General features: G+C 43.3%; 16 protein-coding genes and 1 other annotated feature. Of the genes, 1 reads left to right on the forward strand and 15 read right to left on the reverse strand.

What is annotated here, in order from left to right; translation table 11 throughout:
• Positions 1–505 precede the first annotated feature (505 nt).
• The 12 genes from GM612_RS10140 to yfmF all read right to left on the reverse strand — a co-directional run bounded on the left by GM612_RS10140 (position 506) and on the right by yfmF (position 17,737).
• Positions 506–2,563, reverse strand: coding sequence for an LTA synthase family protein (locus GM612_RS10140; protein ID WP_155432250.1), 2,058 nt, complete (start codon positions 2,561–2,563; stop codon positions 506–508).
• A 179-nt stretch (positions 2,564–2,742) separates the two neighbouring features.
• A complete protein-coding gene (locus tag GM612_RS10145; RefSeq protein ID WP_155432251.1) occupies positions 2,743–2,979 on the reverse strand; it encodes a YkuJ family protein in 237 nt (78 codons plus the stop codon).
• Positions 2,980–3,361: 382 nt separating this feature from the next.
• A complete protein-coding gene (mutL, locus tag GM612_RS10150; protein ID WP_155432252.1) occupies positions 3,362–5,371 on the reverse strand; it encodes a DNA mismatch repair endonuclease MutL in 2,010 nt (669 codons plus the stop codon).
• A gap of 12 nt (positions 5,372–5,383) precedes the next feature.
• A complete protein-coding gene (gene mutS / locus GM612_RS10155; protein WP_173021265.1) occupies positions 5,384–8,050 on the reverse strand; it encodes a DNA mismatch repair protein MutS in 2,667 nt (888 codons plus the stop codon).
• Between the two features lie 35 nt (positions 8,051–8,085).
• Complete coding sequence (locus tag GM612_RS10160; RefSeq protein ID WP_155432253.1) at positions 8,086–8,889, reverse strand: TIGR00282 family metallophosphoesterase; 804 nt, start codon at positions 8,887–8,889, stop codon at positions 8,086–8,088.
• 120 nt (positions 8,890–9,009) lie between these two features.
• Positions 9,010–10,569 carry a ribonuclease Y gene (gene rny / locus GM612_RS10165; protein WP_155432254.1) on the reverse strand — a complete coding sequence of 520 codons (1,560 nt, stop codon included), beginning with the start codon at positions 10,567–10,569 and terminating at the stop codon, positions 9,010–9,012.
• 397 nt (positions 10,570–10,966) lie between these two features.
• A complete protein-coding gene (gene recA / locus GM612_RS10170) occupies positions 10,967–12,058 on the reverse strand; it encodes a recombinase RecA (RefSeq protein WP_155432255.1) in 1,092 nt (363 codons plus the stop codon).
• Between the two features lie 89 nt (positions 12,059–12,147).
• Positions 12,148–13,395 carry a competence/damage-inducible protein A gene (locus GM612_RS10175; protein WP_155432256.1) on the reverse strand — a complete coding sequence of 416 codons (1,248 nt, stop codon included), beginning with the start codon at positions 13,393–13,395 and terminating at the stop codon, positions 12,148–12,150.
• A gap of 73 nt (positions 13,396–13,468) precedes the next feature.
• Complete coding sequence (pgsA, locus tag GM612_RS10180; RefSeq protein WP_155432257.1) at positions 13,469–14,056, reverse strand: CDP-diacylglycerol--glycerol-3-phosphate 3-phosphatidyltransferase; 588 nt, start codon at positions 14,054–14,056, stop codon at positions 13,469–13,471.
• A gap of 67 nt (positions 14,057–14,123) precedes the next feature.
• The gene (locus tag GM612_RS10185; RefSeq protein WP_155432258.1) at positions 14,124–15,089 is read right to left on the reverse strand and encodes a helix-turn-helix domain-containing protein; all 966 of its coding nucleotides are present in this window, start codon (positions 15,087–15,089) and stop codon (positions 14,124–14,126) included.
• A 105-nt stretch (positions 15,090–15,194) separates the two neighbouring features.
• The gene (gene yfmH / locus GM612_RS10190; protein ID WP_155432259.1) at positions 15,195–16,481 is read right to left on the reverse strand and encodes an EF-P 5-aminopentanol modification-associated protein YfmH; all 1,287 of its coding nucleotides are present in this window, start codon (positions 16,479–16,481) and stop codon (positions 15,195–15,197) included.
• A complete protein-coding gene (yfmF, locus tag GM612_RS10195; RefSeq protein ID WP_155432260.1) occupies positions 16,478–17,737 on the reverse strand; it encodes an EF-P 5-aminopentanol modification-associated protein YfmF in 1,260 nt (419 codons plus the stop codon). The genes yfmH and yfmF overlap by 4 nt, the downstream gene beginning before the upstream one ends.
• Before the next feature lie 271 nt (positions 17,738–18,008).
• Between yfmF and GM612_RS10200 the strand changes: the two genes are divergently transcribed.
• Positions 18,009–19,364 carry an aspartate kinase gene (locus tag GM612_RS10200; RefSeq protein ID WP_155432261.1) on the forward strand — a complete coding sequence of 452 codons (1,356 nt, stop codon included), beginning with the start codon at positions 18,009–18,011 and terminating at the stop codon, positions 19,362–19,364.
• Between the two features lie 315 nt (positions 19,365–19,679).
• Here GM612_RS10200 and GM612_RS10205 read toward each other — a convergent pair whose 3' ends face one another.
• From GM612_RS10205 to GM612_RS10215, 3 genes are read right to left on the reverse strand one after another with little or no spacing between them, the layout of a single operon-like run.
• The gene (locus GM612_RS10205; protein ID WP_155432262.1) at positions 19,680–20,528 is read right to left on the reverse strand and encodes an amino acid ABC transporter substrate-binding protein; all 849 of its coding nucleotides are present in this window, start codon (positions 20,526–20,528) and stop codon (positions 19,680–19,682) included.
• Between the two features lie 15 nt (positions 20,529–20,543).
• A complete protein-coding gene (locus GM612_RS10210) occupies positions 20,544–21,182 on the reverse strand; it encodes an amino acid ABC transporter ATP-binding protein (protein ID WP_155432263.1) in 639 nt (212 codons plus the stop codon).
• A 21-nt stretch (positions 21,183–21,203) separates the two neighbouring features.
• The gene (locus GM612_RS10215; protein ID WP_155432264.1) at positions 21,204–21,848 is read right to left on the reverse strand and encodes an amino acid ABC transporter permease; all 645 of its coding nucleotides are present in this window, start codon (positions 21,846–21,848) and stop codon (positions 21,204–21,206) included.
• A 152-nt stretch (positions 21,849–22,000) separates the two neighbouring features.
• Positions 22,001–22,231: a binding site (T-box leader), on the reverse strand.
• Positions 22,232–22,337: the final 106 nt, after the last annotated feature.

Consider the following 22,337-nt stretch of genomic DNA (forward strand, 5'->3'; position numbering starts at 1 on the left):
TCGGCCTTAGTCGATATGCCCTGCACATTTGTGAAACGAAACTTTGTTCAGTTTTCAAAGGTCTACTATTGTTGGTTACCAATGAATATTTAAACAGGCAACTTATAAATGATATCATCCGAGCAATAAAATGTCAAGCGATATTTTATCTAACTAATTAAGAATAAATCCCAGACTTGCAACGATAAATTAGCTTTATGGACTCAGATCAAATCAGTAAGCTATATTAGTATAGCAATTGCTATTAATGAAGTCAAACAATAATTTGAATAATTATTAATTAACTTGTGTATTCAACCATCTTCAAAGAACAACGCTGAATCCAAAACATCAAAAGTTGATGAACAATCATCTGCCATCTACAACGATTCCTGAATACACTTTTTAACAACGAATATAATATTACCAAGATAAAGAATTTAGGTCAAGATGTATTTTACATTTTTTGGAATATCTCATAAAAAAGAACAACGCCAAATGCGCTGTTCTCGTGATGTTTTTCAAACTACTTTAACTCAGGTGCATCCGTTTTATACGTGGCAGTCACCTTGCCATGATTCTTGGCTTTCAAACTAGTTGGTTCTTTCTTCTGTGCTTGCTCTAACTGCTTAACGCCGTTTACATAACGATAATTATAATTCTTCTTATCTACAGTCTTAAAATTTTTCAGTTGATAGAAGCGTAACAGGTCACCTTGAATAACCCGATCAGATAAAGATAGCTCCGCAGTAACATGATTTTGTTCCTTGGCCAAAACCTTCTTTTGTTTGGCTGTCGGCTTGATCACATCACCCGTTTTGGTATTATAAACCGTACTTCCGATCTTAGTGTATGAAGGTGTCACGAAGTCACCATCCCGAAACGCAACGGTTTGATTTCGATTCTTGGCTAGCAAATCATTACCAAACTGAATCGTATTAGTATTCTTTACGCCTAACAAATCTAGCAACGTTGGCAACACATCAATTTCACCACCATAGGTATGGTTAATGCCACCCTTCAAACCTGCAGCGTGAATCATCAATGGAACTTTCTGAAACTGAGCTAAGTCATAATTTGTCACCTTACTCTTACCTAACAATTGTGCGATGGCAGAGCGGTGATTATTCGAGATCCCATAATGATCACCATAGAGAACGATCATACTGTTCTTATAGAGTCCCGACTCTTTCAGGTACGTGAGAAACTCACCAAATGCCTCGTCGAGATAATGGGCAGTTTGAACGTATGGATCAACCGTCTTGTCACCCGTCTTGGTTGCTGGAAAATCCGTATTTTGTTTATCCAATTCATACGGATAGTGGTTAGTTAGAGTAATCAGTTTAGCATAGAACGGTTGAGGCAACTGTTGTAGATACTTAGCCGAATCACGGAAAAAGATCTTATCTTTAAGACCGTAACCTACCGTATAGTCTGCTTTCTCCTTATAATATTGTGAGCTAAAGAAATAGTCATAACCCCATGATTTATAAGTGTTATCACGATTCCAGAAACTTGGAACATCCCCGTGAAAAGCAGCTGATGTATAACCGCGCTGATCAAGGATCGCCGGCGCTGCCTGAAAGGTATTTTGGGTCCCGTACTCCGTCATTGCGGAGCCTTGAGGCAGACCAAACAATGAATTTTCAAGCATCATTTCAGCATCTGAAGTCTTACCCTGAGCCACCTGATTATAAAAGTTATCAAAACTCATCGTGTTTTGATTCTTATAAAACTTGTTTAAGTTGGGAGTCACTTCTTTGCCATCCACTTTATAATTGATCAAGAACTGCTGGAAACTTTCTAGGTGAATGATAATGACGTTTTTACCCTTTTCAGTACCAAAATAAGTCGGATTAGCACCCACACGATTATGTTTCAAATACTTTTCGACACTTCGTAAGTCACTAGCACTGGCGTGTGCACGAGTCGCACTTTGCTTTTGGGTCTGATAAATACTGAAAGCACCGTACTCGTTAAGTCCTAAATACTTGACTAAATAATTGTTATCAAATGTCCGGGTCAACAGTCCTGAACGGTCGGCATTAGCCATCCCGTACTCGGCACCCATCAGGGAAAACGCGAGGACCGTCATTGTCAGTGCATAGCGGCGTTTAAACGGACGCCCATCAATTCGGATCACGTGAGTCATAAGTAAAATGATCAATAAGACAATGTCTAGATAGACTAAAAAGTCCGTTGGATGAATGATCTGACCAATGCTCTTCCCCAGATTGTTTTGAACATTTCCTGAACCTTTGATCACACTAAACGAAAGGAAATCTGAAAATTCCCGGTAGTAAATAATATTGGCAAATAACCAAGTGGTTTGTAACAGGTCGATGATAAGCATTAACCAGTAAACTAAACGACCACGGAAATAAAGCGCAATACCAAACAGTAGCAGCGCCGTTGGAATCGGGTTGACAGCTAGTAAAAACTGCTGCACGCCACCCTTTACCCCTAACGTAAACTCTGTTTGGTAAGCGATATAGGTTTTAATACAAAATAAAACGACCACTAAGATAAAAAAGCCGAACACGGTGTGTAACTTAGCAGCCATTCGCTTTACAAAATCCGACATAAACTCGTGCCTCCAGGATAAACTTAACAAATGCCATTATATCGAATCTCAAGTAAATAGCAATCTCATCAGAATTACTTTGAAAAAACTTCAAACTTGTAAATTTAATAACCGCGCTATGCATTGATAATCATACAACGACAATAAAACAAAAACTATGGTTCCCCATAGTTTTCAGTCTAGTTATCAGTAAGAAGTTCAAATAATTCAATGGCGACTAGGTCGATGTTATCAAATTCAAAATGTTCATCTGGCTGATATTCATCTAAGGTATAGGTCTGCGTATCAGGGTTATAAACAACTTGTGCTTTTTCAACACCATCACGTTCGAAACGACGCGGCTGCGGCTCGTCACCTGCATCTTCCTGCATCGCCTTAAGGCGGTTAATGATGCCAATTAATTGTGATTCTTCCATGAGAATCCCCTTTCCGAAATCAATTTAACAGTCTAATTTTACCAAATACAGCCACTATTAGCACGGAATTTTCGAGAAAATATCACCTACACACACTCTTACATGCAGCGAGCTGAACGCGAATACTCATCAGCAGTCCTCAAATGATGCTGTCTAATCAGTTAATCAGGCCTTCCAATCGTCTAATGCCTCATTTGATAAATACCAAGATTAGCTGAATAACGGACTCCTAGATACCCATTGATTACTAAAAAAGGCAATCGTTTTCATCACAGCCTTCACTCCAGAATCACGGTTATTATCCAAAGGAGCAAAACCATTTCAAACAATTGCCTTTTTAATTTGTACTATCAAATGACCTATCGTTTTCAGTTACTGATCGTTAAATCTCAGATCTAAGTGACTGGTGTGGTTCTTGAATTCGTTTAAACATTTTTTCCATATCTTTATCCGTAAAGTGAATCAGCACTGGACGGCCATGGGGACAATTGAATGGGTTTTCAGCTTTTTTAAGGTGTTCGATCAGGGCTCTTGCCTGTTGATCATCCAAATGATGATTAGCTTTGATAGCGCGCTTACAGCTCATCATGATGGCCGTTTTTTCACGGAATTGAGCCACCGTTAAATGACCATCTCGCAATACCCAATCAATCATTTCTTTAATTGTATCTGATTCTTGACCAGTTTTAAACCAAGTCGGGTGCTGGCGGATAATGAAACTATTTGGGCCAAACTGTTCCAAATGCAAACCAACAGCTGCAAGTGTCTCCAACTGATCACTGATTTTAAGCATATCACTAGTACTATAGTCTAGAACGATAGGCACTAACAATCGCTGCTGGTCGGCACTGACTTCACCAATTACCTGCCGATAATACTCATAGTTAACGCGCTCTTGGGCAGCGTGCTGATCAAGAATGTAAAGTCCCTCATCCGCCTGGGCTAAAAGGTAGGTTCCGTGGAATTGACCGATATAAACCAAATTTGGAAACCGGCCTTTTTGCTGAAACAATTCTTGTTCCGTCATCTTGGAAGACCGCTTTGCATTCGTTTGATCTAACGTTTGAACTACCTTATCGAACGGTGGCTTGGGTACCTGATACTTGTTCTCAAATGCTGCTACCGTTGGAGAATCCAACTGCTCTTTAGAACGAATTACAATTGGCCGATGACCCGTTTCAGAGGGCTGTTGGGCAAATAACGCCTGCGAATCCGCCGTGCCCACCGAAGCCGAGTTCGGTTTCGGTGCGGAAGATTGGGAACGGACTACCAACTGTCTATCAGTTGAATCGGTTTCAGTCTGACTGCTTTGGGGTTGGTGAGTCTGAGAGACTGATTCTAGCTCGACTGACACTTTAGCAGGGTCGACTCTGCCATGGTGAAGATTCGTTAAACCGTCAGGAATAAGGTTTTGTTCACTTAATTTTGATCGGATAGTGACCGTTAAAAGCTTACTCAGTTGGTCTTCCTTACTGATTCTGACTTCTTGTTTTGTCGGGTGCACATTCACATCTACTAGCAGCGGATCCATTTCCAGGTTCACCACTGCAACTGGATAACGGCCAACCATCAGTTTTGAACCGTAACCAGCAATGATCGCTTTACTTAATTGAAAATTACGAATGTAGCGCCCATTGATCAAAATTGTCATGTAACTGCGACTAGCACGAGTCAGTTCCGGCAGCGAGACGTAACCGCTAACTTTAAAATCGGCGTCAGAACCTGAGATTGGCAGCATCTTAGCCGCCTTATTCATGCCATAAATACTGCCGACGACCTGCTGAAGGTCACCCCGTCCGGCTGTGCGCATTAATTCACGATTATTGTGAGTTAGCGAAATTTGAATATCTGGATGCCCGAAAGCCAATCGGTTGACGATATCAACAATTTTTGAGAGCTCAGTATTCAGCGACTTCATGTATTTTAACCGAGCTGGGACATTATAGAACAGATCACGGACTTTGATATCCGTGCCACGGCGCGCCTCAGCCGGTTTTTGAGAGATAACTTTACCGCCTGCTAGGTGGATGACTGCACCCTCCCCGCCAGTTGAAGTTGTCATCTCCACGTCTGCAATTGATGCAATACTGGGTAACGCCTCACCACGAAAGCCTAACGAGTGAACACGGAAAAGGTCTTTACGGTCATCAATTTTACTGGTGGCATGCCGACGAAATGCAAGGGCCAGCTGATCAGCTTCAATGCCACTGCCGTCATCAATGATCTCAATTGATTTTAAGCCCGCTTCTTCAACTAAAATATCAATTTCATGGCTGTCAGCGTCAATGGCATTTTCAACGAGTTCTTTAACAACTGATGCCGGTCTTTCAATCACTTCACCAGCTGCAATTTGATCAGCCAAAACTGCTGAAAGTTCGTGGATCACTGCCATCTTCTCACCCCATTATCTTTTTTTCTTTGTCTGATTTAGCTGCTGTTGCCATTTATACACTTGGTTCATAACATCCATTGGAGTCATACCCATTAAATTCAAGGCCTTCACTTGACTTGCTAGCTGATCCGCCTGAGATGGCTCTTTTTCTGGTTCTCCAAATAATGATAGTTGCGTATCATCGGCCTGTTCTGGTGGTGTCAAGTCAACTGGTTCAGACTGAACGAGTTCCGTTTCATCCGGTTCTGGCAGATCACGGGATTGGTTAGTCGCCACCACTTGACCGGTGTTTTTTTGGTCTTGCGTGGTTTCCAACTGACTTAAGATCGTATCCGCCCGTTTTAAAAGCGAATCAGGCAAACCTGCCAATTTGGCAACGTGAATCCCATATGATTTATCAGCGGGTCCAGACTGCATTTGGTGCAAAAAGACTAACTCTCCGTTTTGCTCGACTGCACCCACGTGAACATTTTTCAATCCCGCTAAGCTATCTTCAAGGACGGTCAATTCATGATAGTGGGTCGAAAAAAGCGTCTTAGCGTGGACCTTATCGTGGACAAATTCAATAATTGCCTGTGCTAAAGCCATGCCGTCGTATGTGGCAGTCCCACGGCCAATTTCATCAAATAAAATCAGTGAATTAGCTGTCGCATGCTCCAACGCTTCGTTGGCTTCCTTCATTTCCACCATGAAGGTACTTTCACCCGATATCAAATCATCAGCCGCACCAATTCGAGTAAATATTTGATCAAAGATTGGCATGGTTGCCGATTTGGCAGGAACGAAACAGCCCATTTGCGCTAAAATCACGGTTAAGGCCAGTTGACGCATATAAGTACTTTTACCAGACATGTTAGGCCCAGTGATCAAAAGAATCGACGTGTCCTCTGGCATTTTAACGTCGTTGGGCACATAGGTTTGACGGCCAAGAACTTTTTCAACAACTGGATGCCGACCTTCAACGATGTCTAAGGTATGCCCCTTTTTCGTCAGTGTTGGCGCCACGAAACGATACTTCTCACTGACATCCGCAAAGCTTTGCAAAACGTCCAGTTCTGAAACCGCATGGGCCAATTTTTGAATTCGCTGGATGTTTTTTTTCACTAATTCACGAACTTTAACAAACAACTTGTACTCCAAGTCAGTTGACTGTTCTTCGGCTTCAAGAATGAGTCGCTCTTTTTCCTTCAATTCAGGAGTTGTAAAGCGCTCTGAATTTGCTAACGTTTGCTTCCGTTCGTAACGTCCCTCAGGCAATTTTCCTAAATTGGTCTTGGTGACGTCAATGTAGTAGCCAAAGACACGATTGAAACCAATTTTCAAATTGTTAATCCCCGTAATTTGACGTTCCGAGGCTTCCAGTTCTGCCAGCCATTGCTTACCGTTGTGCATTGCTAGACGATACTCATCCAACTTCTGATCATAACCGTCTTTGATCACGCCACCATCCGTCACGGAAACAGATGGTTCGTCCACAATCGCTCGTTCGATCACATCGGTCACGTCATCGATTGGATCTAACCGTTTCAAAATATCATCGAACGTATCATTGGGCAATTCATTAATAATATGCTGTAATTTGGGAATTTGCTGCAGAGATGTTTTCAACTGGATCAAGTCACGACCATTGACGCTGCCAAACGCCACGCGGCCCGCCAAGCGCTCCAAATCATACACCTGCGTGAGCTCTTCCTGCAAGCTATTGCGCTCAAAATACTGATCAACTAGCACAGCCACCTTATTTTGCCGATTTAAAATATCGGTACGATTGACTAACGGCCGATCAAGCCACTGTTTAAGTAGGCGGCCACCCATGGCCGTTTTAGTCTCATCAAGCAACCAAAGCAACGTACCGCTCTTTTTTCCGGTTCGCATATTTTGAGCCAGTTCAAGGTTTCGTTGTGAATAGTGATCCATCTTGAGAAAAAATGCCGGCTCATAGACGATAGCCCGTTGTAAATGAGCAAGACTGCGTTTTTGGGTCGTCACAATATAGGTCAGAAGATGATTTAATACCGCCGTTTGTTCAGGCAACTCAACATCTTGAGTCAAATAACTAAGCTCTGACTTAGTGACAACTTCATCCTGATGGGAAATTAAAATACCAATTTTTTGCAGTCTCTCGATCACGTCAGTTGTAATCGATTTATCAACGACCGTTTCCTTGGTTTGCAGGCTCATAACTTCGTTTAAAACCGAATCAAAATTACTTAACGTTGCAACCTTTAACTCTCCGGTGGAAAGGTCTGCGTAGGCAAACCCAAACTGCTGATCAACTCGAGTCAGAGCGGTCAAATAATTATTCTGCTTAGCGTTGCCCGCTCCTGCATCGGTTTGTGTCCCCGGTGTCACTAACTGAATCACTTCACGTTTGACCATGCCCTTAGCGAGCTTGGGGTCTTCCATTTGCTCACAGATGGCAACCTTATAACCCTTATCAACTAAAATGTCGATATAGTTTTGCACGGCGTGGTGGGGAACACCACACATGGGAATGGGATTTTTGGAACTATGATTTCGAGTTGTCAGCGTCAGTTCCAATAACTGGGCACCTTTAATCGCATCGTCGTTGAACATTTCGTAAAAATCACCTAGACGGTAAAATAAAAAAGCGTCTGGGTATTGATCCTTGATCTTTTGATACTGAACCATCATCGGCGTTTGACTTACTTTCGCCAATCCTTCCACCTCTACTTCATTTCTTGTCAACTTAATTAAATATCATAAGGATGCGCGCCGTCAATTAAAACCGGCTGAATCTTGGTTGCGTGGCCTGTTTGGTCATTAATATCAATCACACAGCCCGACATAATACCTGGCTCGCTCGTTTCAACTTCGTATCTTGAAGGCCGCTGATTGAGAAATCGGGAAAGCACCCCCGCCGGCTGCATACCCAAGACTCCCGCGGAAGGTCCAGTCATCCCGGCATCACTCATAAAAGCAGTTTGCCGATCGATGATTTGACCATCGCTGGTTTGAACGTGAGTATGGGTCCCAATAACAGCCGACACACGACCCTTTAAATACAGGGCAATAGCCCGTTTCTCACTAGTGGCTTCAGCGTGAAAATCGACAAATATCACCGGAGTTTCCTTGCGAATCTCAGTCACCAGCTGGTCAGCAACAGCAAACGGATCATCTAATGGCGGTAAAAAGACCCGCCCCTGCAAATTAATAACTGCTAAGGTAGCCTGATTGACGCGTAATTTTGTCCACCCTTGTCCAGGCACATCTTTTCCCGGGAAGTTGGCTGGCCGAACCAGCCTAGTCGCAGAATCAATAAAATCAAACAGCTCGCGATTATCCCACGTGTGGTTACCCATCGTGACGACATCTGCGCCGCTTTCAAGTAGCTGCTTATAAATCTTTTGACTAATACCCCGACCAACCGGTGTCGAATTTTCACCATTGACAATGGTCGCTTGAGGTTTTAGGTCCCGTTTTAATTTGGGAAGGTACGTCTGAATCATTTGAACGCCGCGGTTACCAACAACGTCACCGATAAATAAAATACGCATGCTGTTCCTCTAATCTTTTTTAGTTTGCTACAACATGCTTTAGTTTAACACATTCATAGCGTAAAAAAGTACTCCTAAGAACTGTTGCGTTCCAAGGAATACTTTTGTAAAACATAAGTGTTACTTTGCGTACGCTACTGACCGAACTTCACGAATAACCGAAACCTTGATGTGACCTGGATAATCCATATCACTCTCAATTTTTTCTTTAATATCGTGAGCTAGTGTCACAGCGTCCAAATCTGAAATTTTATTTGGTTTAACGATTACGCGAACTTCGCGTCCTGCTTGAATGGCAAATGACTTTTTAACGCCATCAAATTCGTTGGCAATGTTTTCTAACTTTTCCAATCGGTGAATGAAGCTTTCCAGTGAATCACTCCGTGCACCAGGTCGAGAAGCCGAAATCGTATTAGCAGCAGCCACTAATTCAGAGATAACATAATGGGCTGTGCCAGTCGACTCGTGAGCACTGATTGCGTCAATCACAACCGGGCTTTCTTTATACTTCTTAGCTAGATCGATACCGATTTGAACATGAGACTCTTCAACGTCATTTTCAACCGCTTTACCAATATCGTGTAATAATCCTGCGCGTTTTGCTAGCGTAACATCCTCACCTAATTCAGCAGCGAAGACCCCTGATAATTTAGCAACTTCAATTGCATGCGTTAACACATTTTGCCCATATGAAATTCGGTAGTTCATCTGACCGACCAGTTTGATCAATGCAGGATGCATTGAATGGATCCCAAGGTCAAACACCGTTTGTTCACCAAGGTCTTGAATCTGCTCATCCAATTCCTTACGCGCCTTTTCAACCATCTCTTCGATTCGAGCTGGATGGATTCGGCCATCTTGAATGAGCTTCTCTAAGGCAATCTTGGCAACTTCACGACGAATCGGGTCAAAACCGCTTAAGACGACGGCTTCAGGAGTATCATCAATGATCAGATCAATTCCTGTTAGGGTCTCTAAAGTCCTAATATTACGACCTTCACGGCCAATGATCCGCCCCTTCATGTCGTCGTTAGGCAGTGTGACAACCGAAACGGTCGTATCAGAGACCATGTCAGCCCCACTTCTTTGAATGGCTTGAACGATTAATTCCTTCGCCTTTGTGTCTGCTTCTTCAGCAGCTTTCTGGTTGCTTTCTTTAATCATTTTAGCGCGTTCAGAACTTAACGCTTGCTTTGCTTCGTTTATAATCAGAGACTGCGCTTCTTCTTGTGACAAGGCAGCTGCTTCTTCCACGGCTGCTTGTCGTTTCTCAACAAGTGAGTCCGCTTGCTGTTGCAATTTGGTCAGTTTTTGCTGTTCAGAGTTAAGTTTATTTTCCTTTCGCTCCAAAACATCTTCACGCTTCTGAAAAGCGTTATCTTTGCGATCCAGTGCTTCTTCTCGCTGTAAAACCCGATCCTCTTGTTTTTGAACTTCTCCGCGTTGCCGCTTTAAGTCACGTTCAACTTCGGATCGATAGCGATGACTTTCATCCTTGGCCTCAAGCAGGGCCTCTTTGGTGTCAGTCTCAGCTTGCTTTTTCGCATCAGCTAAAATGCCCTGTGCTGTTTCGTGTGCCGCGTCCAATTGATTTTCAATAATTCTTTTATGAACGAAGTAACCGATAGCAACACCTACAACGATAGCGATGATAGCGAGGATTATTTCAGGAATACTCATGATTCCACCTCCGCATCATCAAAATTATTTGATTGCTAAATCAGTAAATTTTTAGATGTTAATTGATTATTGACACAACTAACATTCTAATGTTTAGAGGCGAGACTGTCAATAAAAGAGTGGAGCTGAAACTTAGGCAGAAGGAATGTCTTGACAAAATTCGCTGAGCTAGCTTGCCAATCATTCAACCAACTAAGCGAGAATAGAAAAAATAATTTGCCTCCATGACTTGTTTTCAACAAAACTGACTCCTCAAAAAACAAATCAATCAGGGATTGCAAAATGCAACATCATTTTAGCAATTTCAATATTTTGAAAATTAGCTTATAAAATAAAAACTTTTCTTGAATAGCCTCGCACAAAAAAAGCCCGATCATCTCGGACTTTAATAAGGGAATTATTTAGCTGATTTAGCTTTTTTAGCATCTTTATCAGGCGTATCGATATCTAACGTCTCCACGTCTTTTTCTGATGGTATGTTAGCGTCATCTTCCGCATCCCCATCCATGTTATAGGCTTTACGAACCTTAGTCCGAATTTCATCCATAACATCTTGATGTTCTGCAAGGTAAGACTTCGCGTTTTCACGTCCCTGACCAATCCGGTCATCACCATAAGAATACCATGAACCGGACTTATTGATAATATCCTTATCAACGGCCATATCAACGAGCTCACCAGTTTGAGAAATTCCAGTACCGTACATAATATCAACTTCAGCACGCTTAAATGGCGGCGCAACCTTGTTCTTCACGACTTTGATACGAACACGGTTACCAATAATATCAGTACCTTCTTTGATCTGCTCAGCTCGCCGAACCTCCAAACGAATCGTGGCGTAGAATTTCAAAGCCCGACCACCAGGAGTTGTTTCAGGATTACCAAACATGACACCGACTTTTTCACGAATCTGATTGATAAAGATCGCAATCGTTTTGGTTTTATTGATCGACCCTGAAAGTTTCCGCAGTGCTTGAGACATCAGTCGTGCTTGTAAACCAACGTGGGCGTCACCCATTTCACCGTCAATTTCAGCTCGTGGAACTAATGCAGCGACTGAATCAACAACTAGTAAATCAACGGCGCCACTGGCAACTAAAGCATCTGCAATTTCCAAGCCTTGTTCACCAGTATCTGGCTGGGACAACAGCAGATCATCGATGTTCACGCCTAAATGCGTGGCATAGGCTGGGTCCAAGGCATTTTCAGCATCGATATAGGCTGCCGTACCACCCTCTTTTTGAACTTCTGCAACTGCGTGTAAAGCCACGGTCGTTTTACCAGAGCTTTCAGGTCCGTAAACTTCCACGATTCTACCCCGTGGATAGCCACCCACACCCAGTGCGTTATCAAGTGCCAGTGAACCAGTGGAAATCGTTGAGATCTGAGTATCGGCCTTATCACCCATTCGCATGATCGAGCCCTTACCAAAGTTTTTTTCAATTTTCTTTAAAGCAGCGTCTAAAGCCGCTTTCCGTTCGTCAGCCATGTAGTTCCTCCTTAGTAGCCATTTGCAAATTAAACTATACCTGTATTGAAGTGAAAATGCAAGCAAAAATAGAACAAAGGTTCGTACTTTTATTCTGCTGCTAAACGTTGCCGAATCAAATCAAGACCAGTCATGACACTTCGAGCACGAACTTGCTGTCTGCCATTAGTAAAATGAAACAAGAAAGCCTCTGGTTCCTGATCACGATACGCAATCCCGATCCAAACAGTACCCGCTGGCTGACCTTCCAACTCATCGGGACCAGCCACACCCGTAAAGGAGACTGCAATATCCGTTTGCATTTTCGCCTTGGCCTGCTTTGCCATCCAAATGGCAGTCGCTTTACTGACCACTCCCTGAGTATCAATGACGTCGTTAGGGATCTCCAGCAACTGGTGTTTAGCCTCATTTGCGTAGGTCACAAAACCGCCGGGAAAGACCGCTGATACACCGGGCACACTGCCGATCGTACTTTGAAATTCTCCAGCTGTCAGACTTTCCGCTGCGGTAACAGACAGTTTTCGATCGATCAACTGATTAATGACAACCTGAGTCAATGAATTATCGTCCCCATAACCATAGAAATATTGGCCATCACGCTTTAAAATTTTATCAACGGTTTGCTCAATGAGTTCATTTGCCCGCTGTTCATCCTGGGCAGCAGCGGTAACTCGAAGTGTGACCTCTGCCATTTTTGCATACGGTGCAATGGTTGGGTTGGTTTGGTGATCGATCAAATCAGCTAAGTCCGTCACCAATTTTGACTCACCAATTCCAATAAACCTTAACACCCTAGAGATAAATACGTGATTTGAATGCCCACGTTTTTTTAATTGCGGAATTAATTCACGATCAATCATCATTAGGCACTCCGCTGGTGGACCCGGCAATAGGACATAACTAGGACCATCTTCGTTGACATACAGGTCCCCAACCGCAAACCCGTTGTGATTGGTCAAACTGATTGCATGGTCGATCTTTAAGGCCTGCTTTAAATTATTAGCGGTCAGATTTCGCTTGGTTGTTGCAGCATAGGTATCGATCTTATCCTTTGCCGGCTGGTCAGTTACGAGTGATTCCCCTAAATGACGCGCCACGATCTGCTTGGTTAAATCATCTTCAGTCGGACCCAATCCCCCAATGGTCAACACTAGATCACTTCGCTTCTCAGCAACATTAAGCACCTTTTCCAGTCGTTCGGGATTATCCCCCACAACTGTCTGATAATAAACATTAACGCCGATCTCAGCTAATTTTTGAGCTAAATAAGCGCCGTTTGTATTAGCAATTTGGCCCAACAATAATTCGGTTCCAACAGCAATAATTTCAGCATTCAATACACATTCCTCCAGTAATGATCAATTTTAACGAAAAGGGGGGCACCCTTCCGAGTACTCCCTAAGATACTGCTTATTCATGAACGGATTCTGAAAAGACCCCACGACTCTTGACAAAATAGTCAATTCCCGAATAAATCGTAAAGATCAGGCAGATATACAGTAAAATCGTACCTAACGGGAAATGCCAAATAGCAAAGAACGCATTATTCAGCAGAAGAAAAATAATACTGAACATTTGCGACACCGTTTTGATCTTACCAGGCATTTTAGCGGCCATGACTTCACCGTTGGTTTCAACGATCAAGAGCCGCAAACCAGTTACGGCTAGTTCTCGACAAACAATGATTGCTACTACCCAAGCTGGTGCTAGTCCTTTTTCCACCAATAAAACAAACGCGGTCATCACAATCATTTTATCAGCGAGTGGATCAGCAAACTTACCAAAGTTAGTAATCAGATGACGTCGACGGGCAATTTGCCCATCCAAAAAATCGGTCGCTGTCGCCACGGCAAAAATCAAAGCGGCAACAATCTGTGTGACAGGAATCCTAGTCGAAAGCCAAACAACAGAGCCCCAGTTCATTGGAACTGCAAGGACTAGGAGAAAGATTGGAATTAAAATGATCCTCCCAACGGTTAATTTATTTGGTAAATTCAAAGCTGCCACCCCTAAACATTTCTTTTATCTTTTTAGAAAAGGCAAGCCCTTAGGCTCACCTCTACAACTACTTAAATTGAACCACAATGTTTTGAACTTGTGACGTGGTCGTTGATGACGTAGAACTTGCACTGGTTCCATTTGCCGTTCCAGTAGTCGTGGAACTGCTGCCGGTCGTTGTCGAAGAAGCGGTTGTGGCTGAACTAGTGGCCGTTGAAATCGGTAATTGCTTACCGCCGATTGAAATTTTGGTCACAGGTGCATTACCTAAATTAATATTAACCGAGGTTGCACTCGAGCTCAGCTTAACCGTCTTTACCTGCGAAGCCGGCAGTGTGCCCTGATAAACCGACGATCCAGCCGAAGTGACGGCCACCCAAGCACTCGAAGAAGTCCTAATCTTCAGCGTCTTAGTCTTCGGTGCATTAGTCATGGTATAGGTCGTCGTCGAGCCAGAAGTTGAAACCTTACTGAAACTAGCTTTAGAAGCCTTAGTAGAGGCCTTAGTGGCCTTCTTACTCGAACTGCTTGCCTGTGAACTGGACTTAGCACTACTGCCAGAAACGGAAACGGAACTGCTATCAACATTTTGCGAGCTACTGCTCGACTGTGAATTCCTGGTGCTAGCATACCAGATACCAATGAGCACTGCAACGACCACGACCACGGCAGCAACAATCGGTACCTGCCGCCTGATTCGAGCAGTTCGATCATCCACTTTGCGCTGTGCCGAACGTGTTGATGGATTGTCCTCATTCACGCGGTCAACGTACTCCTGGGTCTTGGTACTTGGCAGTTGATCACTGTATTCTTCCAGTAAATCATTACCATCTAGACCAACTGTTTCAGCGTACTGTTTGATAAATGCACGGACATAAAAGTCGCCGGGAAGATCCGAAAAATTACCGTCTTCAATCGCAATCAGGTAACGTTTTTGAATCTTGGTCGTTTGTTGCAGGTCGTCTAAGGTATAACCTTTAGCGATTCGGGCGTCACGTAACGTTTCGCCAATTGACTTAGTATTTTCACTCATAAATATTTCTCCACCTATAAAATCTGTTTATTTCAGTCTTAGTATAGCATAGGTCTGACCCTGATTTAACGATGAATTGAATCGCAACATCTTTTTAATGGTTTCTTAATTACCGGCTAGAATTTCCTGTCGACTGATCGTAGCAGCCTCTAAAAAGTGACTCATCGTGTCGATCACATCTTCCAGTGTCAGAGAATTGATGACTTTGACCTCGTCAAATAAACTTGCCGGTGCATAAAGTTGGTCATCAAACTGATTGGCGATCGCTTCAAGGGAATTAAATGAAGTTAGCGTATTGCCAATAGCTTCTCTGCGAACCGCTTCAAAACGATTGCTGGCACGCTGCAGCTTCTCTGTGAAACCCTTCAAGATTGATAAAATTGCCTCTTCAAAGGCCTGTGGATCCTCGGCTTCACCCGCCATGATCACGTGGTGGGCATCCCTTTGAATCTCAATATTATAACCAAAACTGTCATCAATCACGCCCTGATCATAGAGTTTTAAAAAGTCGGGTGCTGTTTCTCCCAATAAGAGTGTGAATCCAAGTGATAGCGCATCTTCGTATTTTAAACGCTCTAACCCAGTTGGCAAAGAATCGAAACCACGTAGACCAATGGTGGCCTTGGAACGTTCTACCGGCATGTTCAAAATTCGGTGAGAAATAACTTTCGAGGATGCTGCTGGCAAGATTCTCTGAATAACTGCTGGTTTAGCAAACTGCTTTGCCGCTTGATTTTCTCGAATCCAGTCTAACGTTTCATCTGGCACTAATTTACCAACCACAAATAAGCTCATGTTGCTTGGATGATAAAAGGTTTTGTGTGCTAGGTAGAGGTCATCGGCCGTAATTTTATCGATTGAGCTGATCGTTCCTGCAATATCATCTGCCAATGGCTGACCGGGATAAAGGTTAGCAATCGTGCCAAAGTAAGCCCGTGAATTAGGATCGTCATCGTACATTTGAATCTCCTGGCCGATGATTCCCTTTTCCTTATTAACAGTCTGAGCTGTAAAGTAAGGATCTTGAACAAAGTCAAGCAACGTCACTAAATTATCCTTCAAGTGATGAGTGGCTGAAAAGAGATAACTCGTGTGTGTAAAACTGGTAAATGCGTTGGAGCTCGCGCCAAAATGCGCAAACGTATCAAATGCATCGTGGTCGGCTTTCTCAAACATCTTGTGTTCCAAAAAGTGGGCAATACCCGCCGGTTGAGTCACCGGTTTGGTTTCACCCAAGGGAACAAAGGACTGGTCAACGGAACCATAATCGGTCGTCATAACTGCGTAGGTTTTATGAAAGCCCTTTTTGGGTAACAAATAGACCCGCAAACCATTGGCTAAGGTTTCGGAATAGAGGGTCTCACCTAACTCTGAATAGTGCTGCTGTTTCATTTGAGATCCTCTCCCTTCAAAAAATAAACCGCTTGTAACCGGACTTGTCTTGCAATGGCAGCTACCTCAGCCGGCGTGACTTGTTTGACCTTAGCAACCCACTCTTTCGCACTCACAGTTTGCCGTACTAAATGATCTAACATTGAATGATTCACCAAGGCGCGTTGAGAATCAAGGCGCGACTCCCTAGCGTTGATCAAGCTGGCGACCACTTGGTTAAAGACCTCATCACTAAACTCACCCTTGCTGATTGCAACCAACTGTTCGTCAATGAGTTGCTTGACAACGGCTTCTTTTGACTGGTCGATACCGGCTTGAACGAGCAGTGTGCCCGTAAAACCGTCAAAACGACTGGAGGCGTAATAGGCTAAACTATTTTTCTCACGAACGTTTTTAAACAGCATCGAGATTGGTGTGCCACCAAAGAGACCGTTAAAAACTAGGGCTTGGTAAAACCTTTCATCACGGTAATAGACTGGCAATCGATAGGCTAAATTCAACTTAGATTGCTGCAACTTCTGACTTTCAGTAGCCGTTTCAACGGCGGTAACCGGTCGCTGAAAAATTGGATTTTCAATCTGCTCCTGGCGGTCGGTCAGTCCCCACTTTGATAGGGCAAAAGCCACCGCCTTTTCGTCGACATCACCGGCGACTGTGATCTGAATCTGGTCATGCGCTAATAAAGTTTGGTAATCGCGATAAAGGTCTGAACCGTTAATTCCTAAAATAGAGGCTTCATCACCATACAAACTAGTCGCAAAAAAAGGCTGACCCTTAAAATACAGCGCATTCAATTGTTGTTCGGCATAGTACTGTTTATCATCGTTTAACGACCTCAAATAAGCAATTAGATTTTGCTTTTGACGGTTAAAGGTCTCCGGATCAAAGGCGCGATCCTTTACTAACGGCTGATAAATGACACTCTGCATGAAGTCAATCATTTCATTAAGCAGGGAATGACCGCCAATAAAGTGGTCATTGATAATAGTACTTGAAAAACGAAGTCCCTCAGCTTTGCCATAGCGAAAAACGTTAACCCCAAAGCTGGCACCGTACATCATTGATAATTTTTCGGCCATCGCTGTTTGGGTCGGATATTGCGCGCTGCTAGTCTCTAATAGCTGTGCTAAAAGAATGCGATTAGATAGTTCTGGGGCGGAACCTGGTACTAAGAAATCGACAGTCATACTGATTGTTTTAAATTGGGTCGTTGGCATCACATTAAGCCATACACCCTTAGCTAATTGCTTTGGCAATTTTTGCCCTCCTCTTAAACATTACCAAATTATATTAGATGATTTAGAAACAAAACGCTACCCCTTTGATTTGAAAAATAACAAATATATTCAGTTTAAGCCTAATTTTCAAAAAGAATGACCAGTTTAACGAATACTGAGGATTATCTCATTTTCTAAAAGTCTGTTAGCCCCTTGTTTTTCAACCTAAAATCCAATTGTAGCAACTTGCAATTTAACTGGTTTCTTTGCTATTCTTAATGTCAAGGTTACCATCTAGGAGGAAATTTTAATGAAAGTCGTTAAGTTTGGGGGCAGTTCCCTCGCAAATGCCGCTCAAGTGAGCAAGGTAGTTAGTATAATCAAATCTGATCAAGCCCGGCGATTTGTTATCGTATCTGCTCCTGGCAAACGTTTTGACGGTGATATCAAGGTCACTGACCTTTTAATTCAGTACGCAAATGCCACTTTGAAGCAACAGCCTACAGAAACGATCACCGGTCAAATCATTGCCCGCTACGACGAGATAGCAACGGCCTTTAATTTACCTGCTTCAGTGATTGAGGGCATTAAACAGACCATTCTGTCACTGCCAGATCAAGAATACGAAGATGAAACCTACCTCATGGCCGCTTTTAAAGCTCACGGTGAAAAAATGAATGCTGTTCTCTTTGCTCAAGTTCTACAGGCGTCAGGGGTTCGGGCAAAGTACTTAGATCCGCACGACGCTGGTCTGGTAGTGACCGATTCACCAAATGATGCCGAAATTGAGCCCAGCAGTTATCAAAGAATCTATGCTTGGGCGGACAGTTCGGTAGTTCGGGTGATACCTGGCTTCTTTGGTTACAATACACAGGAGCAGATTTGCACATTTTCTCGTGGTGGTTCTGATATCACGGGTGCCATCATCGCTCGTGGCGTTCACGCCAGTCGCTACGAAAACTTTACCGATGTGGATGCCATTTACGCCGCTAATCCGCAGGTCGTCAGTCATCCGATTGCGATCCATAACATGACCTTCCGAGAAATGCGGGAACTAGCATACGCCGGCTTCTCTGTCTTTCATGATGAAGCCTTGATTCCCGCCATCCAAGGTGACATTCAGGTGGTAGTTAAAAACACCAATCATCCTAGTCAGCGCGGAACGTCGATCATGTCACACAAACGTGTTAATCCGGCCTACCCCGTTTCAGGAATCGCAAGTTCGCCTGGCTTTTGTGGGATCTACATTCGAAAATACATGCTGGACAAAAAAAGTGTCTCGCAAAAAATTCTCAAAGTTCTTGCTGAACATGATTTGTCTTATGAACATATGCCGTCTGGGATTGATGATTTGACGGTCATTATGCGTCAGGACCAATTAAACGCGGATATTGAAGAAACGTTGATTCGTGAATTGGTCATTGCACTGCGCCCCGACGAGATTCATATCACTCATGACTACGCCTTACTAATGGTCGTTGGCGAAGGAATGGCCAACCGCACCGGAATTATGTCAAAAGCAACTGATGCTTTAGCACGGCAAAACGTGAAGCTAGTCATGGTAAACCAAGGCGCTTCGGAAATTTCGATGATGTTTGGGATCAAGCAGGCTCATGCTGACGTAGCTGTCAGAGCGCTTTATGATACGTTCTTCCCAGATTTGTGATTTTTGTGGCGCAGGTTACTTTCTCCAAAACGATTCAAGTAAAAACAAAATCACTAAATTAAAAATACATTTAGAGGCTGGGATAAAAGTTAATATTGGTAAGTATCGCACTCCTTTTTAAACGCTGAGGTAGTTACCGTGTTACTCAATCTCGAAACTGGACGTGGCCTAAACGGGCGTCAAAGCTCAGATCCCGGCCATGTATCAAAGAGCGCCGTAGATTCCAAAACAAGGAATCCACGGCGCTCTTGATTACATTCTGGGATCTAATCGAGTTTTGTCCCACGCTCTGAACGTATTTTGTGCTTTAAAGCTTTACTTATTCTGGAGTAAAGGTGAGTCGGCACTATTTCCAAACCATTTATGATTGATCTTAGCTAGGGTACCGTTCTTAGCCAGAATCTTTAACCCACGATTGATTTTTCGACGCATTGTAACATCGGTTTTCCGCATCCCAACACCAAATTGTTCCTTTGGAAATGCCCCGTTAGTGATCTGGTATGCCTTGGGATTACTTTCATGGTTAACATAGTAACCAGCGTATGTGGAGTCAATGATCATCCCTTGAATCCGCCCAGCATTAAGATCAATGAAGGCATTCGTAAATGAGTCGTAAAGTACTGGGGTGTTACCCTTAATGCGATCCTTTAATAATTTTGGATAGGTACTGATATCTTGAGCACCTGATGAACCGGCTTGGGCCCCCAATGTTTTCCCCTGCATATCGGCAAATGAATTGATATGGTTCTTACGTAAGGTAACAAGGGTTTGGTCATTTTGTAGGTAAGTGTCACTAAAGGCGACCTTCTTTTCACGTTCCGGCGTCTTCGAATAACCATTCCAGATCAAGTCGATCGTCCCATTATTAAGTTCAGTAGCGTTCATTGACCAATCAATCGACTGAAAGCTCACCCTGATCCCGTAGAGCTTGAAAACGGCACGCGCTAAATCGACATCGTAACCAACTAATTTACCGCTCTTTTCGCGAAATCCCATGGGAACAAATGTATCGTCTAACCCAACGGTGACAAATCCCCGGTTCTTGATCCGTTCCCAATTATCAACGTGATTGGCTCGTTTGCCAATGCTAACACCGCCGCAGCCTGACAGTAGGGAGACGGTGCAGACCAGCATGATCAGGACAAGCCAAATTTTCTTTTTCATGCTCACATCTCCTCACTAGGCTTTGATTGGTTCAACTCGTACCAATTGATCAGCAATATTTTTTGCAAACTGCATATCATGGGTCACCACGATTTGAGTCATTTGATCACGTTTTAGGCCAAGGATGATTTGCTCAACGGTCTGCCTCAAATCAGGATCCAAAGCACTGGTGGGTTCATCATAACAAAGGATCTTGGGGTTCATTGCCAAAGCTCGAACAATGGCCAGGCGTTGCTTTTGACCACCTGACAACTGATAAGGATAAAGGGATTCTTTTCCGGTTAAATTCAGTTGGTCAATCAGTTCTTGCGCCCGTTTTTCTGAATCAGCCTTGGACTGTTTCAAAACTAATTGTGGTGCTAACGTAATGTTAGCCAAAACAGTTAGGTTAGGAAACAGTTGAAAGTCTTGAAAGACGACGCCAATTACATTGTCATTGTCCCGATTGTTAGCGGGATCAAACGGTTTATCATCCAGTAAAAACTGACCAGAATCAACGGACTCCAAGCCACTAATGCATCGCAGTAACGTTGTTTTACCAGCACCAGAAGGACCAACGACAGCAACAATTTGGCCATCAGGAACCTGCAAATTGAAATTATTTAAAATGGTTCGGTTGCCAAACTGCTTTTTAATATTTTTAAGTTCAAGCATCTTGTGATCTCCTTTCTGGTTCTAACGCCATGCCCGATAGTGCTGTTCCACTCGCCGTAGAATAAACGTGGCAACGGCGGTCATCAAAAGGTAAATGATACCAACCAATACCAGTGGCAGCAAAGTGACATCGCGGGCAGTCGCTACGTTTCCAGCTCTTAATAAGTCGCCAAGACCAATGACGTAGACCAATGATGAGTCCTTGATCAGATTGATAACTTCATTGCCAATTGACGGCACAACAATTTTAACCACTTGTGGAATGACGATCCGACGTAACGTTTGACCACGTGTTAAGCGGAGCACCCGAGCACTTTCGTACTGACCGCGAGGAATCGCCTGAAAACCACCACGAAAGATCTCGGCAAAGTAGGCGGTGTAATTTAAAATAAAAGCAAAAATGGCGGCGTCATAACGTTGAAAGATTATGCCAATGATCGGTAAACCGTAAAAGACAAAAATTAATTGCAGTAACAGTGGTGTCCCTCGCATCAGCCAGACGTAAAATTTTAAGATCCACCGCAGTGGCGGGATGTTTGACGTTAATCCCAGACTAACGACAACGCCTAACGGGATAGAAGCAATCAAGGTCCAAAAGAAAATCTTGATGGTCATCCAAGCACCACTTAAAAGTGATGGTAATATTTGACTTGCATAATGTAACATAACGGATCCCCCTTCTTAAATAAAAAAGCCCTCCTGAACCAAATACGGTTCAAGAGGGCGACAATTATCGCGGTTCCACCTCACTATCAGTCACTGCTCACACAGCGACCCTCAAGAAGTCCACTAATTAAAAAAGTCCTCTTGGCCAATGCCAAGAGGACGATCATTTCGCGGTTCCACCTCTGATTCGTTAACTGCTCACACAGCTAACCTCAGTAAGTTTAATTAATAAACTTCAGCGATAACGAGCTTACCGGATCTTTCCTACTTCATTCAGAAAGTCAACTCACAGATGTGATTCATCATGATCATTTATCCGGCTCTCAGCATCCCGGACTCTCTGGCTAAAACATCATCACTACTAGTCTGATCAAAGTTATTTATTAGATTAGTTCTCATTATAGCTTAAATCTTTCAGGTGTCAATATCGTTTATTTCTCAAAATTGGAAACCCCAGACATCTCAAAGCTCAATCAAGCCATATTAGTC

Origin of the sequence: Secundilactobacillus folii (assembly GCF_009720675.1) — a bacterium.
GTDB lineage: Bacteria > Bacillota > Bacilli > Lactobacillales > Lactobacillaceae > Secundilactobacillus > Secundilactobacillus folii.

Bases quoted from the DNA above. Each gene is read 5' to 3' on its own strand.
- GM612_RS10140 (WP_155432250.1), bottom strand. From the start codon at position 2,563: ATGTCGGATTTTGTAAAGCGAATGGCTGCTAAGTTACACACCGTGTTC.
- GM612_RS10145 (WP_155432251.1), bottom strand. From the start codon at position 2,979: ATGGAAGAATCACAATTAATTGGCATCATTAACCGCCTTAAGGCGATG.
- mutL (WP_155432252.1), bottom strand. From the start codon at position 5,371: ATGGCAGTGATCCACGAACTTTCAGCAGTTTTGGCTGATCAAATTGCA.
- GM612_RS10160 (WP_155432253.1), bottom strand. From the start codon at position 8,889: ATGCGTATTTTATTTATCGGTGACGTTGTTGGTAACCGCGGCGTTCAA.
- rny (WP_155432254.1), bottom strand. From the start codon at position 10,569: ATGAGTATTCCTGAAATAATCCTCGCTATCATCGCTATCGTTGTAGGT.
- recA (WP_155432255.1), bottom strand. From the start codon at position 12,058: ATGGCTGACGAACGGAAAGCGGCTTTAGACGCTGCTTTAAAGAAAATT.
- GM612_RS10185 (WP_155432258.1), bottom strand. From the start codon at position 15,089: ATGAGTGAAAATACTAAGTCAATTGGCGAAACGTTACGTGACGCCCGA.
- yfmH (WP_155432259.1), bottom strand. From the start codon at position 16,481: ATGAAACAGCAGCACTATTCAGAGTTAGGTGAGACCCTCTATTCCGAA.
- GM612_RS10200 (WP_155432261.1), top strand. From the start codon at position 18,009: ATGAAAGTCGTTAAGTTTGGGGGCAGTTCCCTCGCAAATGCCGCTCAA.
- GM612_RS10205 (WP_155432262.1), bottom strand. From the start codon at position 20,528: ATGAAAAAGAAAATTTGGCTTGTCCTGATCATGCTGGTCTGCACCGTC.
- GM612_RS10210 (WP_155432263.1), bottom strand. From the start codon at position 21,182: ATGCTTGAACTTAAAAATATTAAAAAGCAGTTTGGCAACCGAACCATT.
- GM612_RS10215 (WP_155432264.1), bottom strand. From the start codon at position 21,848: ATGTTACATTATGCAAGTCAAATATTACCATCACTTTTAAGTGGTGCT.